General features: G+C 44.2%; 16 protein-coding genes. 1 reads left to right on the top strand and 15 read right to left on the bottom strand.

Annotated features, from left to right (window positions below; all coding sequences use genetic code 11):
* On the bottom strand, positions 1–201 hold a 201-nt coding region (locus tag VGB26_07450), incomplete at its 3' end, for a hypothetical protein (protein HEX9757623.1).
* Positions 202–648: 447 nt separating this feature from the next.
* Between VGB26_07450 and VGB26_07445 the strand changes: the two genes are divergently transcribed.
* Complete coding sequence (locus VGB26_07445; GenBank protein HEX9757622.1) at positions 649–930, top strand: HNH endonuclease signature motif containing protein; 282 nt, start codon at positions 649–651, stop codon at positions 928–930.
* Positions 931–968: 38 nt separating this feature from the next.
* Here the strand turns inward: VGB26_07445 and VGB26_07440 are convergent, their stop codons facing one another.
* From VGB26_07440 to VGB26_07375, 14 genes are all read right to left on the bottom strand, one after another.
* Positions 969–1,700 (bottom strand): sugar phosphate nucleotidyltransferase, encoded by a 732-nt coding sequence (locus tag VGB26_07440; protein HEX9757621.1) that lies wholly within the window; start codon positions 1,698–1,700, stop codon positions 969–971.
* 241 nt (positions 1,701–1,941) lie between these two features.
* Entirely contained in the window at positions 1,942–2,292 is a 351-nt protein-coding gene (locus tag VGB26_07435) for a hypothetical protein (protein HEX9757620.1), read from the bottom strand.
* A 216-nt stretch (positions 2,293–2,508) separates the two neighbouring features.
* Positions 2,509–3,741 carry an NAD(P)/FAD-dependent oxidoreductase gene (locus VGB26_07430; protein ID HEX9757619.1) on the bottom strand — a complete coding sequence of 411 codons (1,233 nt, stop codon included), beginning with the start codon at positions 3,739–3,741 and terminating at the stop codon, positions 2,509–2,511.
* Between the two features lie 165 nt (positions 3,742–3,906).
* A complete protein-coding gene (locus tag VGB26_07425) occupies positions 3,907–4,602 on the bottom strand; it encodes a hypothetical protein (protein HEX9757618.1) in 696 nt (231 codons plus the stop codon).
* Positions 4,603–5,064: 462 nt separating this feature from the next.
* Entirely contained in the window at positions 5,065–5,805 is a 741-nt protein-coding gene (locus VGB26_07420) for an RsmE family RNA methyltransferase (protein ID HEX9757617.1), read from the bottom strand.
* 139 nt (positions 5,806–5,944) lie between these two features.
* A complete protein-coding gene (gene dnaJ / locus VGB26_07415; protein ID HEX9757616.1) occupies positions 5,945–7,063 on the bottom strand; it encodes a molecular chaperone DnaJ in 1,119 nt (372 codons plus the stop codon).
* A gap of 251 nt (positions 7,064–7,314) precedes the next feature.
* On the bottom strand, positions 7,315–9,243 hold the full coding sequence (gene dnaK, locus VGB26_07410; GenBank protein ID HEX9757615.1) for a molecular chaperone DnaK: 1,929 nt from the start codon (positions 9,241–9,243) through the stop codon (positions 7,315–7,317).
* Between the two features lie 126 nt (positions 9,244–9,369).
* Positions 9,370–9,969 carry a nucleotide exchange factor GrpE gene (grpE, locus tag VGB26_07405; protein ID HEX9757614.1) on the bottom strand — a complete coding sequence of 200 codons (600 nt, stop codon included), beginning with the start codon at positions 9,967–9,969 and terminating at the stop codon, positions 9,370–9,372.
* A 71-nt stretch (positions 9,970–10,040) separates the two neighbouring features.
* Positions 10,041–11,084, bottom strand: a complete 1,044-nt coding sequence (gene hrcA, locus VGB26_07400; GenBank protein ID HEX9757613.1) for a heat-inducible transcriptional repressor HrcA — start codon at positions 11,082–11,084, stop codon at positions 10,041–10,043.
* Positions 11,085–11,244: 160 nt separating this feature from the next.
* Positions 11,245–12,009: a type III pantothenate kinase gene (locus VGB26_07395; GenBank protein HEX9757612.1), complete on the bottom strand. Its 765-nt coding sequence runs from the start codon at positions 12,007–12,009 to the stop codon at positions 11,245–11,247.
* The gene (locus VGB26_07390; protein ID HEX9757611.1) at positions 12,006–12,821 is read right to left on the bottom strand and encodes a biotin--[acetyl-CoA-carboxylase] ligase; all 816 of its coding nucleotides are present in this window, start codon (positions 12,819–12,821) and stop codon (positions 12,006–12,008) included. The genes VGB26_07395 and VGB26_07390 overlap by 4 nt, the downstream gene beginning before the upstream one ends.
* A gap of 27 nt (positions 12,822–12,848) precedes the next feature.
* Positions 12,849–13,691, bottom strand: coding sequence for a carboxylating nicotinate-nucleotide diphosphorylase (gene nadC, locus VGB26_07385; GenBank protein HEX9757610.1), 843 nt, complete (start codon positions 13,689–13,691; stop codon positions 12,849–12,851).
* A 5-nt stretch (positions 13,692–13,696) separates the two neighbouring features.
* The gene (locus tag VGB26_07380) at positions 13,697–16,531 is read right to left on the bottom strand and encodes a valine--tRNA ligase (protein ID HEX9757609.1); all 2,835 of its coding nucleotides are present in this window, start codon (positions 16,529–16,531) and stop codon (positions 13,697–13,699) included.
* 192 nt (positions 16,532–16,723) lie between these two features.
* A complete protein-coding gene (locus tag VGB26_07375) occupies positions 16,724–17,746 on the bottom strand; it encodes a response regulator (GenBank protein HEX9757608.1) in 1,023 nt (340 codons plus the stop codon).
* Positions 17,747–17,761 lie beyond the last annotated feature (15 nt).

The raw sequence follows: 17,761 nt of genomic DNA, 5'->3' as shown, positions 1-17,761 counted from the left end.
AGGCCCGAGAATGCCCGGTCCGGGGGCTTTTATTTTCGCCTGAATTTGGGTGATGGACCCATCCGAGTTCTTAAACAGGAGCGCATAACGGTCGGTAGAATCAAATGGGTCCGGAGGAATGACTAGGGATTCACCGGATTTGGTTAAAGTGATTAAGAGAAGGAAAGGTAAAAATAGTAGAAACAGGTTTCTTTTTACCACGAAATTTCCTTTTTTATTTGAAAAAAAATAGGATAAAAAAACTAAAAAAAATTTTCTTGCTAATCCTTTTTTAAACAATATTATTTAAGTAAAATTATATTTTTAAACCTATCCTGTCAACAACTAAATATGGTGTAGGAAAGCCATTCTCACCCCAAAGTATTGTTTAACAATTTCTTGGAAAAAGAGGTTTTAATGTTTCATATCAATACAAAAACTTGAATTTAAAAGAGAATGGGGCTTTTGGTGGGATAAAGGTAAAAAAAAATCAAGTTTTGCTTTCCGGTGGAGAAAAAAAAGGAAACCTTTTGAAAAAAATATTTTTAATGAGGAATAAAATTTGGGTGACAAAATATTAATCTTATTCTTTCATTTTGTTCCAAACTTATCCTTTTTGAACCATTAAAAATTGCCTTTCAGGAGCCTGGATTTGTTATAATCCCCAATATGGATTCCCCCTTTTATCCCGAGGTTTCCGAGGAAGAAATCCAAAGGGAACGGCAAAAAGCCAGAGCACTAAGAAAAACCCCTTGGTGGAATCGAAAGCGGGGAAAAGGAATCTGTTTTTATTGTCAAAATAAATTTAAGACCACCGAGCTCACCATGGACCATAAGGTGCCCATCATCCGGGGGGGAAAAAGCGTAAAAGGAAACCTGGTTCCTTGCTGTAAGCCCTGCAATGACAAAAAAAAACACAAACTTGCTTTTGAATGGGAAGAGTATACCTAAGGAGGATAGAAAAAAGAAGAACCGAGGGAAAGAATTTTTTAACTTACATTGTTGGCCCCGGTTTTTGCCACCAAATTACAGGCTTGCAGGAGGGAATCGAAGGTTCCGGCATCGGTCCACCAACCCTCTAAATGATCCCAAGTCATTTGCCCCTTTTCAATATACATATTATTCACATCGGTAATTTCAAGCTCTCCCCGTTCGGAAGGTTTAAGGGTCTGGATCAATTTAAAAACGTCAGCATCATAAAAATAGTAACCCGTCACCGCATAGGGAGATTTTGGCACTTTGGGTTTTTCTTCGATACTCAATACCCGTTTTCCCTCCAAAATGGGAACCCCAAACCGCTGAGGGTCTTTGACCTCTTTGAGAAGGATTTTTGCCCCTTTTCCCTGCTCCTGAAACGCACGGGCGGCATGAATAATGTTCTTTTCAATGATGTTGTCTCCTAACACCACACAAACGGGATGGTCACCCACAAAAAATTCAGCCAGCCTTAAGGCATCAGCAATCCCCCCCTCACCCTCTTGATAGGTGTAATTAAGATGTTGGAGCCCAAACTCTTTTCCGTTCCCTAATAGTTTTAGAAAATCTCCCGCATTATTACCCCCTGTCACTATCAGGATATCGGTAATCCCAGCCGCCACCAGAGATTCAATAGGATAATAAATCATCGGACGGTTATATACCTGTAACAAATGTTTATTGGTCACCTTTGTAAGCGGATAAAGACGGGTGCCAAGACCACCCGCAAGAATCACTCCCTTCATCGCTCTTCCTTACGTTTTAAAGAATTCACAAAAATTTCATCATCCAAATTCATGAAAGCAGGTATTCAAGCCCACGGGTCAAAAACATTTAGAGCAAAAAATAAATATAACATTTTTAGACCATTATTAGCAAATGGACACGAGACAGATTCTTTAGAGAAGGGACTGTGTCGGATAAAAAAAATCCCCTTTATAAACTAAGGGGATTTTTAAAAAAACAACTTTTACCGAATTGGGCAGTTTATGTTTTATAAACCATCGAGGCATCCCGATAGGCGTCAAAAATACTCCAAACGGCAAATCCTAGAAGAACAACCAAGGCAATCACCACATAAAGGGAATAGGTTAACCCTGCGACAGAGGTAGCCCCTGTTTCAATCATTTCCCGTCTTAACCACCCACTAAAGAGCATGACAACGGCAATAAAAATTCCCCCCTTGACCCAATGGCGATTATATAACTGGCCCGCACCAGGTATTACTAAAGAGAGCAATGGAGCAACAATTCGTCCCGCCAGGGACTCCCTTTTCTGTTGGGGCGAGCGGGGCTCTCCAGTCTCAAAAACATGACCCTCTACTTCACCATCCATCATTTTTAAATCCTCCTTCGATCAGAGATTTAAAACCCTCAAAAAGCACCGTTCTATTCTCTTAAAATGATAGTTTGCATTTTACCTCAATTCAGGGGTTGTGTCCAGATTGAGAAAGGGTTTTCAAAAAAAACAGGAGTAAAAACGATGGCCAAGAAAAGGGGGGTGGATACTTAACCCATTGATAATTAACATTTTTAATTACAAATCCGGCCTCCTTTAGGAAGGGATCACACCCAACACCTTTAACCGATCCATGAATGAATAACGCTTTGAATGGATCCCTGCAACCGTTGCCAGGGTCTTATATAAAAGGTCAGGGTTTCCTTGGATTTTTCGAAAAATTCTTTCCCGCAACCATACCATCGGGGGGAACCCAGAATTCCAGACCAGGTTCAATTCATCGCCTAAACGCTGAAGGCATTCCGTTTGAGGTCTTCTGAAACGTTCATAAGACTGAAGTGCCTTTTTGGAGAAATCGCCTTTTTCAAAGCAATCCTGAATCACTTGGAACAAAACCAGGGCATCTTCCATGGCCTGATTTCTCCCTTGAGCCACATGAGGGTTCATGGCGTGAGCCGAATCTCCAATTAAAGCAACTCCTTTCTCAACCCAAGAAGATGCGTGAAGACGGCTACAGGGCATGATACCGATTTGATCCCAATCATTCACTTGAAGGAGGAATTCTTGAACAGAAGGATCAATGGAAAGTATGGAATGATGCAGATATTGAATCCCTTTGGATTGAAAAACCTCTCTTTTTTTTAAAGGAATTAAATAAAAAAGGTATAGCTGTTTTTCTGAAACGGGAAATAATGCTAATATTTTTTTTCTCCCGATATAATAACGTCCCTCCCCTTTAAATCCCCGGGGGCGCCTGATCATCATTGTCAGGTAGGCATCTTTATACCGATGGTAACGGCAGGAAATTCCTGCAAACTCTCTGACTTTCGAAAAAACCCCATCCCCACCAACCACCAAACGCGCATCCCATTCAACAACCCGATCCTTTTGACTCCCGGTTACTTTCCAGGAATTTCCATTCCGGACCATCCCTTTCAAACGCACCCCTAAACATAGGTCAATACGATCCAAACGGGAAATTTCCTTTAACAATACATCATGAATCACTTTGGGAAGGACAATTAGCGAATAGTTAAAAGGTTCTGGCAACAGGCGGTAATCGATACTAAGAAGGGGATATCCATCGGTATTGTAAAAATGGAAAAGGTGATTTTTATGCACATCTTGGGTCTCAATCTCCTTCAACAACCCCAAATCCTCCAAAACCCTCAAGCCGTTGGGCTGGATGATCTCACCACGCAACGGGTTGGAAAGAACGGACTGAGCATCTATTACACAAACCCGAAACCCTTTGCGTCCTAATGCAAGAGCGAGGACCAATCCTCCCACACCCGCCCCTACAATTAAAATGTCGGCTTGGTTACTCACGAATGCAACTTTATCGAAAATACCATTAGAGGGTCAAGGTGAATGATCACCTTTCTTTTTTGAGGGTTGAGAACAAATTTTTTTCTTGTAAAATTTTTAACACAGGAAGGCACCGAACCGGCCCAAACCGATGGAGAGAGAAGGTTTTCAGCGCTTTTAATCGAATCAGGGAAAGGATTGATTCACCCGAATTTCTGCCTTTGCCCTGAGTTTTGAAATATATTCTTTTCTTCTTTTTTTGGCTTTTTGTTGGATGAGTTTTTCTTCAATCACTTTCTGGATTTCATCGTCTATTTCCCGCAAACCAAATTCCTCTGGGTTGCTTTCATAATAACGGGTAACCTCTTCTGGAAGCACCAAAACAAAAAAATCAACTCTTTGATTTAAAAATCGGTTAATCCAAATTTGCCGTTGAATGCCACCTTTTAAAATTTCAGGGGTGGTTCCTTTTTTTCGGAGGAAATCTTGAAATGACGCCTCATTGGAAAACTTTTCTTTAAATTTCAATAAGGCGGTCAAAACCTCTTCCTCTGAAGGAGGTTTGATTTCAAAACGCTCAGCCTCTTTTACCAGAAGGGCTTCATCAATCAGGTGTTCAAGCAGTTCTTCCTTCGTTAATGGAGAGTCCTTGGAGTGAAGGATTTCAGTGGCTCGCAAATCGCTGGCTGTAATCACATCGCGATTGACCACAGCCAGGATTTGATCAATGACAAATGTAAAACCCGTAAATGGAAACAAAAATCCCAATGTCAAAAAAAGAAGAAAAAATAACTGCTTGATATTCATAAAAGGCGAACCACCCGGGTTCTGGATATCCAGTCGTGTAAGGACCGCCTCTTTGAGGAGAACAGGACAAGCCAAAAACCCCACCCTCCTGTCAGGAACGACAAGAAATATCCTAGTGAACGGCCCAAGGCTTGGATCGGGGAAATCTTCCCTCCGGATTGAGCGATAATCCTAAGACCAAATATCTTTTTCCCAGGGGTTTGGCCTCCCCAATACGTAAAAAATGAAAAATAAAAAAGAAAGAGAGCAGGCCAAAGCAAAAAAACTGTGAATAAAAAAGATTTTTGAAACGCCCCCATTTGGCCTGTAAGGTCTTGGCCAAAATAGGCCAAACGAACCGCAGAAATAGACAACCAGAGAAAAAAAAGACAAATAATAAAAACAACTGAAAGGTCAAGGAAAAAGGCACTACTTCTTCTGAAAAATCCCCCCAGAGTCAACCGGTTTGAAACCTGTTGACTGTTTTCGAGGCCAGGGGAAATCCCCTGTGAATTCATACCCTCTTGGGGAAAATGACCCTCTTCTTTACCAAGAGCTTTATGGAATATCGCCCCACTCATATTGCAACAACCCTACCAAAAATGGCCCCACGGTTTCCGTTCTTAAGACGCGTTCTCCCAAGGATACTGAAACAAACCCCTTGTTGACAACACCCTCAACCTCTTTTTCGGAAAACCCCCCTTCAGGCCCGATTAAAATCAAGACCTTTTTTTGAATTGGTTTTTTACGAAGATAGGAACGAATTCCGGTCTTTTTTTCTTTTTCATAAAGAAGCAACCCCAAATCAAAATCAAGATGGTTTTCCAGAAAAAGTTCCAAGGAACAAGGTTGCGATAAACTGGGAGGGGCCAAGCGCTGGGACTGTTGAGAAGCTTCGATGACAATATTTTGCCATCTTTGCATATCATGTTGGATACGTTTTTCTCGAAATTGAACAATGCTCCGCTCACAAAAAAGGGGAAAAATAGACCCCACTCCCAATTCGGTTGCTTTTTGTAAAACAGTCTCGAACTTTTTCCCCTTGGGAATTCCCTGGCCCAATAAAATCTCTACCCCGGGGTCCAAGGGGGGAGGGGTTACCTCTTCAACCTCCCCCCTAATTCCCCGGGGGGTCAAATGTGTAATGACCACACTGTATTTGTTCCGGGATGAGTCCACCACCGTAATTCTCTCCCCAATCCGGCAGCGCAGTGTCCTTCGCAGGTGAAAACCCAAAGGACCTTCAATATAAATTTCCCCATCACAGATTGCTTGCTGCTCAATATAAAAAAAAGCCATTTTGGGAATCTCTAATTTAGAAAATTAGGTTTGAGGAGAGTTAGCCAATGGGTAAGAATTTCCATCGAATCGGTCATGTAAGCTGAGAGAAGCGGTTTGAAGAACGTCGGAGGGGGCAACCATAAAAAGGCGGCCGCATTTATGTATCAAAAAAATTCTTTACTTTTCCCAAAATTCCTTCAGAATTTTGATCCACTTTTTCCCCCGTCTCTTGGGCAAATTCCTCAAGTAGTTCCCTTTGGCGTTGGGTTAATTTGGTAGGAATCTCAACTTCAACACGAACCAATTGATCCCCGGTGTGATGACCCCTGACATTGGAAACCCCCAAACCTTTAAGGCGAAAGATTTTGCCTGACGGAGTCCCCGGTGTTATTTTAAGTATCGCTTTATCCTTCAAAGTGGGGACTTCCACTTTTGCCCCCAAGGTGGCCTGTGCAAAGGAAATTTTAATTTCACAAAGAACATCATCCCCCTCACGAATAAAATAGGGATGTTCTCGAACGGATAAAAACACATAAAGATCTCCTGGAGGCCCACCATTGTTTCCGGGTTCTCCCTCGCCCATTAACCGCAAGCGAGACCCCGTTTCAACGCCGGGTGGAATTTTTAAAGAAAGCGTTCGCTCTTCCTGAAACCGCCCGGCACCTTGGCAGGAAGAACATGGTTTGGTAATAACCGTTCCCTGCCCCCCGCATTGGTTACAGGTTCGGCTCACGGTGAAAAAACCTTGTTGAAAACGAAGCTGCCCACTACCCTGGCAATTGGAACAGGTTTTGAGGCTGGTTCCTTGTTTCGCCCCATTTCCCCCGCATTCCGAGCAAGTCTTCCATCGGGGAATTTTTACTTTCGTCTCCTTACCTTGAATGGCCTCCTCAAAAGAGATTTCTAGATTAAACCGAAGGTCGGAACCCTGTTGTGCCCGGCTACGGGTTTTGGTTCCCGTTCCCCCTCCGAAAAAATCCTCAAAAATATCCCCAAAGATATCGCCAAAACCTCCTGCCCCAAAATCAGAACCTTGCCCCCCTCTTCCGCCATCTACACCCGCGTGCCCGAATAAGTCGTACTGCCGCCGCTTCTGGGAATCACTCAGAACTTCATGGGCTTCGGAGGCCTCTTTAAATTTTTCCTCCGCTGGTTTATTTCCTGGGTTACGGTCAGGGTGATATTTAAGAGCAAGCTTACGGTAGGCTTTTTTGATTTGATCGATGGAAGCGTTCTTCTCCACTTCCAAGACATCATAATAATCCCTTTTGCTCAATTTACTCTTCTCCTCAGAATATGAAAAATGCCGTAAATTAAGTGGGGTTTCAGGGTTAGTAAAAACCCCAAAACCGATAAACTCTCTAGTAATTTTATCAAGAACCAGTCCGGATGACAAATTATAAGTTTTTATTTGCCCCGTAAAAAAACCAAATGCTCCTCAATGGCCTCCGGAAAAAGAGACGGGCATAAAAAAAAGCCGACAGCTTTTAAAAAACTCTTTCTCTATTCAGCTGCCGGCGAAAGGGATTATTTCTTATCCTTATCCACTTCTTCAAAATCTGCATCGACCACATTATCATTGGACTTTGCGCCTTCCCCAGTTCCCTCCCCGCTAGCCTGAGCCCCGGCCTCCGGTCCTGCTTGTCCCTTGGATGTTTGTTTATACATTTCCTCCGCAAATTTATGAGAGGTCTTGTTCAACTCTTGGATCTTCCCGCGAATAACCTCTACATCCTCTCCCTCCAGGGCTTTTCGCGTTTCGGTAATACCTTCCTGAATGGTATTTCTCTCCGATTCGGAAACTTTATCACCCATTTCGGAAAGAGACTTTTCAATGCTGTAAATTAAGGTATCCGCCTCATTTCTAACCTCAGCCAACTCTTTCTTTTTTTTATCCTCATCGGAATGACTTTGGGCGTCCTTTACCATGCGATCAATTTCTTCTTTGCTGAGTCCACCGGATGCGGTAATTCGAATGGATTGCTCTTTCCCCGTAGCCATATCCTTGGCAGAAACGTGAACAATTCCATTGGCATCGATATCAAAGGAAACCTCGATTTGGGGAACACCACGGGGGGCAGGAGGAATTCCCACCAATTCAAACCGTCCCAGGGTTTTATTATAGGAAGCCATTTCGCGTTCCCCTTGGAGGACATGGATACTCACTGCTGTTTGGTTATCCGCCGCGGTAGAAAAGGTTTGGCTTTTTTTGGTTGGAATGGTAGTGTTTCGCTCGATAAGTTTTGTCGCCACACCGCCTAATGTTTCGATTCCAAGAGAGAGGGGGGTAACGTCCAAAAGGAGCACGTCTTTCACATCTCCCTTAAGAACACCACCTTGAATGGTTGCGCCCACCGCAACCACTTCATCTGGGTTCACTCCTTTGTGAGGTTCTTTTCCAAAAAACTCCCGAACCACTTTTTGAACCCTCGGCATCCGTGTTTGGCCACCCACCAACACCACCTCATCCATTTCCTTGGAACTTAATCCCGCATCACTCAAAGCTCTTTTACAAGGTTCAATGGTCCGTTGAACCAAGTCATCCACCAACTGCTCCAACTTTGCCCGGGACAATTTCAGGTTTAAATGTTTAGGACCCGAAGCATCTGCTGTGATAAAGGGAAGGTTAATATCGGTTTCCTGTGATGAAGAAAGTTCGATTTTTGCCTTCTCTGCGGCTTCCTTTAAACGTTGGAGAGCCATCTTATCATTTCTCAAATCGATCCCCTGGTCTCGTTTAAATTCATCGACCAACCAATCCATCACCTTTAAATCAAAATCATCTCCTCCCAAAAAGGTATCCCCATTGGTGGACTTAACTTCAAAAACCCCTTCCCCGATTTCGAGAATAGAGACATCAAATGTCCCCCCGCCCAAATCATAAACGACAATCCGTTCATCTTTTTTCTTATCCAATCCGTAGGCCAGGGAAGCGGCTGTGGGTTCGTTGATAATTCTTAATACATTCAGACCTGCAATCGCTCCCGCATCTTTTGTCGCCTGCCGTTGACTATCATCAAAATAAGCGGGAACCGTAACGACCGCTTCGGTCACCGTTTGACCTAAATAATCCTCTGCGGTCTGCTTCATTTTCTGAAGGATCATGGCAGAAACCTCTGCGGGGCTATAGGTTTTCCCTCGGATTTCTACATGAGCATCCCCATTGGACGATTCTACGATTTTATAAGGAAGCTTTTTAACCGCATCCGCTACCTGACTACTACTAAATTTCCTTCCAATTAAACGTTTAATGGAGAAAATCGTATTTTCCGGGTTGGTAATGGCCTGCCGTTTTGCGATCTGACCCACCAACCGTTCTCCTTTTTCGGTAATCGCAACCACTGAAGGGGTAATTCGACTTCCCTCTGAATTCGCGATCACTACGGGGTCACTACCTTCCATGACCGCCACGCAGGAGTTGGTCGTCCCCAAATCGATTCCAATAACTTTTCCCATTTCCTCCTCCTTCTTCAAAACCCCTTTTTTTCGCCTAGGGCTTTATTGGGGGTTACCATTTTTTTTATTTAAAGGGTTCAAAAACCAAAAGATAATGAGACAAATTTTTCGGTAAAAACGGAAAAACTATTCCTGTGGTTTTTGCTCCTCCGAACCGGAATTTTTTCTTTTAGCAACCGTAACCATAGCGGGCCTTAATACACGATCATGCAGCATATACCCTTTTTGATACTCTTCCACCACTGTATTGTCTTCATGGATTTCGGTTTCTACTTGGGCCATGGCCTGTTGTCGGTTAGGATCAAAAGGCAACCCCACGCATTGAATGGGCGTTACCCCCGATTTGGAAAGAATTTCCGAAAACTGTTTAAACGTTAACTCAACTCCCTCCACCCAACTTTTCAGGTCAGAGGACCCATCGGTATGTTGTAATGCCCGCTCCAGATTATCCAAGACGCCCAATAACTCTTTCAAAAGTTTTTCAGTTGCAAATTTGGTGTATTCATTTTGATCCCTGGAAACCCGTTTTCGATAATTTTCGAACTCGGCATAAACCCTCAAATATTTACCTTCAAAGGCTTTTTTCTCTCCTTCAAGTTGAGCCACCCGCTCTTTTAATTTCTCCATTTCGGATGATTGAATTTCCTCAACACCCCCGTTTCCTGTTGAAGACTCTCCCTCTATGGGGCCACCTTCCTGTTCTTGAATGTTCTCATCCTCTTTCATAATAATCCGGAAATTATTCTTGCTGGGAACCCTAATCTTTAATGGACAACCGGTTGGAAAAAATAAATAAATTAACCCGCTTTCAAGATACGGCTCAACAAATGTGCGGTATGTTTCACCAATGGAATCACCCTGGAATAATCCATACGGGTGGGACCTATTACTCCCAAACTGCCCAAGGTATGGTCTCCACTTTTAAAAGAGGAAACGACCAGGCTAATGTCTTGAAAAACCACGTTGACATTTTCAGACCCGATAAAAACCTGAACCCCCTCTTCCTCCATGCAACGATCCAACAGTTTAACAATTTGAAACTTTTCCTCAAAGGTTTTAAAAAGAGCTTTCATCCGGTCCACATCCGAATATTCCGGAAGGTCTAAAATATGGCTGGTCCCCCCTAAAAAAACTTCCCCTTCTTGAGATTGGCTAAAAACCCCTTTTTCTTTATCCAAAACTTTTTCCAAAAGCTCATCATAAATTTGTTTTTCAGCACGCATTTCAACCAATATTTTCCCGCGGACCTTTTGCAAATTTGATCCTTTCAGCCTTTCATTAAGCTTTTGGCTGATAAAATCCAGGCCTTTCTGATCGTACTCCTCTTCAACATCAAAAACCTTATTTTGAATCAACCCCCCTTGAGCAACAATCACTGCCAAGATTTGATTATTAACCAGCTTAATAAACTTGATATGGGTCAAATTCGTTTCCGAAAGCCGAGGGGCTAAAACAACGCCGGTTAATTGGGACTGCTCAGAAAGAAGATAAGAGGTCTCCTGTAATAGATCCTTTAAATTATCTTTTTTTTGAACAATAACCCTTTCCTGACCAAAATTCCCACTTTTCCATTTATTGGGTTCACTTTCTAAGAGAAAATCTACATAGAATCGATAACCCTTTTCGGTGGGAACCCGTCCGGCAGAGGTATGGGGTTGGGTCAAATAACCAAAATCCTCCAAATCCGCCATAATATTTCGGACGGTAGCCGCGCTAAACCCAAAATCAAAAATTTTAGTAATGTAACGGGAACCAACGGGAAATGCAGAACGGATATAAGAAAGCACAACGGCCTTTAGAATCCGCTGAGCCCGTTCATCTATATCAACTTTTTCCCCCATGCATTACCCCCTTTACAATGCTTAAACAAAGAGGAAAATTAGCACTCACTTGGCAAGAGTGCTAATAAATTAGCAATTCTCTGATTTAAAGTCAAGGGAAAAAGGCGATTTTATTCATTGAAAAAATTAAAAAAATAAGGGAGGGAGGAACCCTTCTTTTTTATAGGTTAAATTCATACAACTTTCTTAAACCCTCCAGGGTTAAAAAAGGCCTAATTTCTTGAATCATAAGAGATTCCTTAGAGATCAATGAAACCAACCCCCCCGTAGCAATCACTTTAGGAGTTCCCCCTAACTCGTTGATCATGCGTTTCACAAGTTCGTCCACTAAACCAGCAAACCCATAAATTAAACCGGACTGAATGCTGCTCACCGTGTTTTTTCCAATCACTTGGGGGGGTTTTAACAATTCCACTTTTGGAAGCTTTGAGGCTCGCTGAAAAAGGGCATCGGAAGAAACTTGAATACCGGGGGCAATAATTCCTCCCAAATATTCCCCATGCTCACTGACCGCACAAATGGTAATAGCGGTTCCAAAATCAACAATAATCACCGGCCCTCCGAACTCCTCAAAGGCCGCAACCGCATTCACCAAACGGTCCGCCCCAACTTCTTCGGGCGCCTTATATCCATTTCGGATAGGCATCTTCATCTCACTCGAAACCACCATCGCCTTTTGTTTAAAATAGAGGCTACTGACTTCTTCAAATACGGGAAGCAGGGGTGTGACTACGCAGGAGAGAATCACCCCCCTGATCTTTTTTGGATCGATCGATTGGCTATGGAGAAGTTCAAGGGTCAGAATACCGTGTTCATCGACAGTTCGGTGGGGATGGGTGCCAAGACGCCAATGACCCAAAAGATTTTTCCCATCATAAACACCTAAAACAACATTGGTATTTCCAACGTCAACCACCAAAATCATTTTTCCATATCACCCAATTCCGTTCTTATGTGAACGATGTCTCCCGAATGGATCGTTTGTTTTTCCCCATTGCTTTTTTCTAGGATTAAAGCCCCATCCCCTTCAAGATCCTTGGCGATTCCATAAAAACATCCCTGGGGAAGATAAACCTTTACCGTTTTACCCATGGTCTCTGAGGAATTTTTCCATTGCTCTAAAATGAAACTGGCCTGACCCTCTTGAAAACAATCATACCATTTTTCCAATTGATTGATTAAAACCGATAGAAAAGCCTCTCGCTGAACAGGAGTTCCCTTAACCATGCGAAGAGACGTTACGGTATGTTGTAGTTCAACCGGAAATTGCTCTTCCAACCCATTCACATTGACCCCCACCCCAAGAATAAATCCTTTCTGAAGATTTGGGGAAATAATCATCTCAGAAAGAATACCCGCAACTTTTCGGCCTTTCAACAAAATATCATTGGGCCATTTCACCTTTGCCTCAATCCCGAGAACTTGTTGAACGGCATTCACAATCGCATTGGCGAAGGCCAATGACAACAAGGGGTATTGATCGGGATTTTTTTTTGGAAATAGAAGAACCGAAAAGGTCAAACCCAAAAAAGGCGGAGAAACCCAAGAACGGCCTAAACGCCCTTTTCCCTCTGTTTGATGCTCCGCTATGACCAGGGTTCCCTCTGGAAGTCCCCGATGGACAAGGTCTTTGGCAAACCGGTTGGTAGAATCCAAGGTGGGAAAGGCATAGAGGGTTCTGCCAAAACATTGGGTCAATAAATCTTTTTGAACCTCCCTGACAGATAATGGTTTCAAAAACCCTTCGATCTGAAACAATGATTTTTAATTCCTTTTGGCCACTTCCAGGGAAAGGTCTAGGGAAGGAGGAGAATGAGTTAACGCTCCTACAGAAATATAATCCACCCCTGTACTGGCTATTTCACGAACATTCTCCAAGGTCACCCCCCCGGAAGCTTCTAAAAAGACACACCCCTTAGCCCAATCCACAACGGCTTTCATATCGGCCGGGGACATATTGTCCAGCAGTAGGACCTCTGCCCCGGAATGAATAGCCTCCTTTGCCTGCTCCAGGTTTTCCACCTCCACCTCAATTTTGAGAAAGTGCGGAGAATTTTTTTTCCCCCTCCGAACCGCTTCTTCCACGGTGATTAACGCCAGGTGATTATCTTTAATTAAAATACCGTCATCCAAACCAAACCGGTGATTGGAACCTCCCCCACACCGAACCGCGTATTTATCCAATAGCCGCCAACCGGGTAGGGTTTTGCGCGTATCAACAATTTGAACCTTTTGTCCCTTAGTTGCATTAACATACTCCCGGGTCATTGTGGCAATTCCACACAACCGCTGCAAAAAATTTAAGGCAACCCGTTCTCCCGAAAGAATGCCCCGGGCGTCCCCCCGGATCCACAAAAGGTCGGACTCTTCCCCGAAAGGGTTTCCTTCCGCGATGACGCACTTCACAGAACATCCAGGATTCAAGGTCTGAAACACCAGGGCGGCAACGGGACCTCCGGCCATGACCCCGCGGCAACGGGCCCGAATCACGCCTTCCCCCGGAACCGGATAGGGAAAGAGGAGGTTTGTCGTTATATCACCCCGTCCTATATCTTCCTTCAATGCCGCTTCGACAAACGGTTTATAAATTGAAAAGTCTTCGGTCATGATGTTTACTCACCAAGCATATTCTTAATTCGATCGTAATGCTCTGAAAGACTAACACGTTCTTCATTTAATTCCGCGCGTCGAAGCTCATTATTGAGTTTAACTTCTCCAGGAGCTTTCTGTTGAAATTCCTTATCCATAAATTTCTTATCTTCCTTGTCAAATTCCGCATGAATCGTTTTCAGTTTTTTCTCCAGCCTCGCTTTTTCTTTTTCAAGATACACATCTTCCACCACAACAAATCCTTTCCCAGAAGATGTGGAAATCGGAATGGACTTACTCGGGATGGCAATGTCCGGACCGAGTTCGAACTCGGAAAGTCCCGCCAATCTCCGGATGTCCGCCTCTCCGTGTTGCACAAGGTACTTGGCTGCTTCAAATCCGGATTTGATCCGGTGGGTCGGGGGGATGCTCAGTTCACTCCTCACGGCCCGTATCGCCTTGATGATTTCGATGATCTCTTCCATGATCCCTTCGTAGGCTTCATCCTCCACCGAGATCGATCCGCCCTGCGGATAAGGCGCGATCACGATGCTTTCACCCCGGTGCGGAAATTTCTGCCAGAGTTCTTCGGTGATAAAGGGCATAAAAGGATGGAGCATCCTCAGCAAGGTTTCAAAGGTACGAACCATCGTAGCGTGTGTTGCCGAAACATCAGGCATGGTGGATTCCGGTGACAAACGGGGTTTGATCAGTTCGAGATACCAATCGCAATATTCATGCCATATAAACTGATAAAGGGTGTTGGCCGCCTCGTCAAACCGGTAGGTATCCAGCTGCCGGTTTACCGAAGCAATACAGGATTGGAGCCGAATTTCAACCCAACGGTCCGCCAGGGCGTCGCTTTTCAACGAAAGGTCAACGGAATTTTCCGGAAGGCCCGCCTGTCCGGCAGGCAGGTTCATAAGAACAAACCGAGCCGCATTCCAAATTTTATTGGCAAAATTTCGGTATCCCTCAATCCGTTGCTCTGACAGCTTGATATCCCTTCCAGGGGATGCCATGGCCGCCAAGGTAAACCGGAGGGCGTCCGTACCATATTTTTCCATTACTCCCAAGGGATCAATCACGTTGCCTTTGGATTTACTCATTTTTTGTCCGTCCGCATCCCGAACCAGGGCATGGATATAAACATCGCGGAATGGAATTTCCCCCATGAATTTCAGCCCCATCATGATCATTCGGGCAACCCAAAAAAATAAAATATCAAAACTGGTCACCAGTGCGGAGGTGGGATAAAAGGTTTTCAGGTCGGGTGTCTTCTCCGGCCATCCCAAGGTGGAGAAGGGCCACAGAGCTGAGGAAAACCAGGTATCCAGTACATCCGGGTCTTGGACAAATTCACCTCCCCCACAAGTCGAACAGCGAGCAGGTTTTTCTCTATGGACGATGGGTTCCGCATCCGATGAAATCCATTGCCAGGTTTCTTTCTGATCTTTAGGGATGTCCGATTCTTCCGACTGACCTGTCAAAGGTTTTTGTGGAAGGCCTTTATTATATTCTATCCCGTCAAGCTTACCCTTATTGCACTTTTTGCAATACCAGGCAGGGATCTGATGTCCCCACCAGATCTGACGTGAAATACACCAATCTTTAATGTTTTCCATCCATCCAAAATAATTATTTTCCCACCCTTTGGGGAGAAGACGAATTTCCCCTGAACGAACGGCCTCAATGGCGGGATCCGCCAAAGGTTGAATTTTGACAAACCATTGTGTCGATAAAAACGGCTCTACAACCGATTTACAACGATAGCATCGTCCAATGCTATGCCTATGGTCTTCGATCTTTACCAAATTCCCGCGTTCTTTCAGCCAGTATTCTATCCGTCCTCGCGCCTCTGGAACATCCATTAACATAATATCGTTTAAGACAACATCGTCTACCCTTTCTTGGTCCAGGAACGGTTGAATCTTACCCTCTTCGTCCAAAATGGAAATCCGTGGCAGGCCGTGCCGCTCACCGGCTTCAAAATCATTAAAATCATGGGCAGGAGTAATCTTGACTGCTCCAGTCCCAAATTCTCGGTCTACCAAAATGGAATCACCCACGATGGGGATCTCCCTTCGGGTCAACGGCAATAAAACATTTTTCCCGATGAAGCGGTTGTACCGCGGATCATCGGGATGGACGGCAACGGCCGTATCCCCCAGCATTGTCTCCGGTCGTGTGGTGGCCACCAACAAAAAAATTTTTGAGTCTTCGGCCAGGGGATATTTAATAAAATACATTTTTCCCTTGGTCTCTTCATGTTCCACTTCAATATCGGATAAAGCGGTTCGGCATCGAGGGCACCAGTTAATAAGACGCTCCCCTCTATAGATCAGTCCTTCCTCATATAAACGGACAAAAACCTCCCTCACCGCAGCCGATAAACCTTCATCCATGGTAAACCGTTCTCTCTCCCAGTCACATGAAGCCCCCAGGCGTTTGAGTTGTTGAATGATGGTTCGGCCCGATTCTTCCCGCCATTGCCGTACCCTTTCGATAAATTTTTCCCGACCCAGAGTTTCCCGGGTTTTTCCTTCCGATTGAATCATCCGTTCAACGACATTCTGGGTTGCAATCCCGGCATGGTCCGTTCCCGGAAGCCAGAGGGTGCAAAATCCCTGCATTCTTTTCCACCGGGCGAGGATATCTTGAAGGGTATTATTGAGAGCATGACCCAGGTGAAGGGAACCGGTCACGTTGGGGGGAGGAATGACCATGGTGTAAGACTGTTTTTTACCGCCAGATCCTTCCACGGCATGAAAATAATTTTTCTCTAGCCACAGTCTGGACCATTTTTCCTCAACCTCCTGGGGCTGATACACTTTTTCTAATTCTTCTTTTTGTTGCACAGAGCCCACCTATACTTTAGAATTGATCCGGTTTTTTTGAAATATTTTGGGAATTATAACCCCTTATATCTCTTAAATAAAAGGGGGTTATCTTAACATGTCCCCCGCTTTAAGTAAAGAAACAGCCTTCTTGAAACAAGGGAAAACATACAATGAAAGATTAAGAGGAAAAGAAAAAAGAAGGGTCCAAAATTAGGAGGGATCCTCGGCTTTTAAACGTTCAATCTCTTTTTGAATGGCAATTTCTGCAAGAGAGGGAACAACTTCCCAAACCACCTTTTCGATTATTTCCCGAGAGATTTTTGATACCATGGCTTCAATCTGTTCCTGGCTTAACTCGGGAATACCTGCCGATCCCGGTGAGGAGACGGATGGACTCACCCCCTCGGTCAAAATGGGTTTTGATACGGACGAACCTTCGGGGAAAACTGAGGGGTCTGGTTCAACATGGTGGCCCTCCACTACCGTTTGTTCGGGTTCAGGAGAAGGGAGTTCCTGAGAGAGAATTTCGGATTCAATTTCTGATACAGGAGGGGGAACATCCTGTTTTTCTGAGTAAAGATCGGTAGGGGGGGAAACATCTACCTCTTCATCCAGAACAACCCCTCCCCCTTTTTCGGCTGATTCTCCTTTTACATCTTCCAATGGAAAACTCAAATCATCGGAGGATTTTTCTTCTTCTAATTCCGAAAAAGGAGATTTTTCATCCGATGACCAACCCAAAAGATCTTCAATCTTCATCATCTCATCCTCCCCCTGGGATGCAGAGGTGGGAAAATGAGGAGGGTCGTTGGAAAACGGGGCCACCATGGTCTCCTCGGGATCCCCAATGGGAGAAGTGCTTGGAACACTTTGCAAAATGTCCACCACTCTACTTCGTAGAAGCGCTGCTTCCAAGGGTTTTTCAATGCAACCCCAAACCCCCGAAGCCCGCAAAGCTTCCGGTTCTACTAGGTCTTCAGGTTGGGTTAAAAGAAGAACAGGTGGTTGATTCACTTTTATTCCCGCCTTCATTTTCTCTAAAAAGGTTTGGATATTCATCCCCTCTAATTGAGAATCAACCATTAAAAGATCGGGGGGAACCTTGGATAAAATATCAAGGGCAGATAAACCGTTGGTGACCGTAACCACCTCAATCGCCTCTTTGGAAAGAGCCAATTCAACCAATTTTTGAATAGCCAGGCTTCTCTCCACCAAGAGTAATTTCTTTGACATAAAACCTTCTCCAGG

This window comes from Nitrospiria bacterium (genome assembly GCA_036397255.1).
Taxonomy (GTDB): domain Bacteria; phylum Nitrospirota; class Nitrospiria; order DASWJH01; family DASWJH01; genus DASWJH01.
Note: the sequence above shows the minus strand (reverse complement) of the source record. Positions and strands in the feature narration are given on the sequence as shown.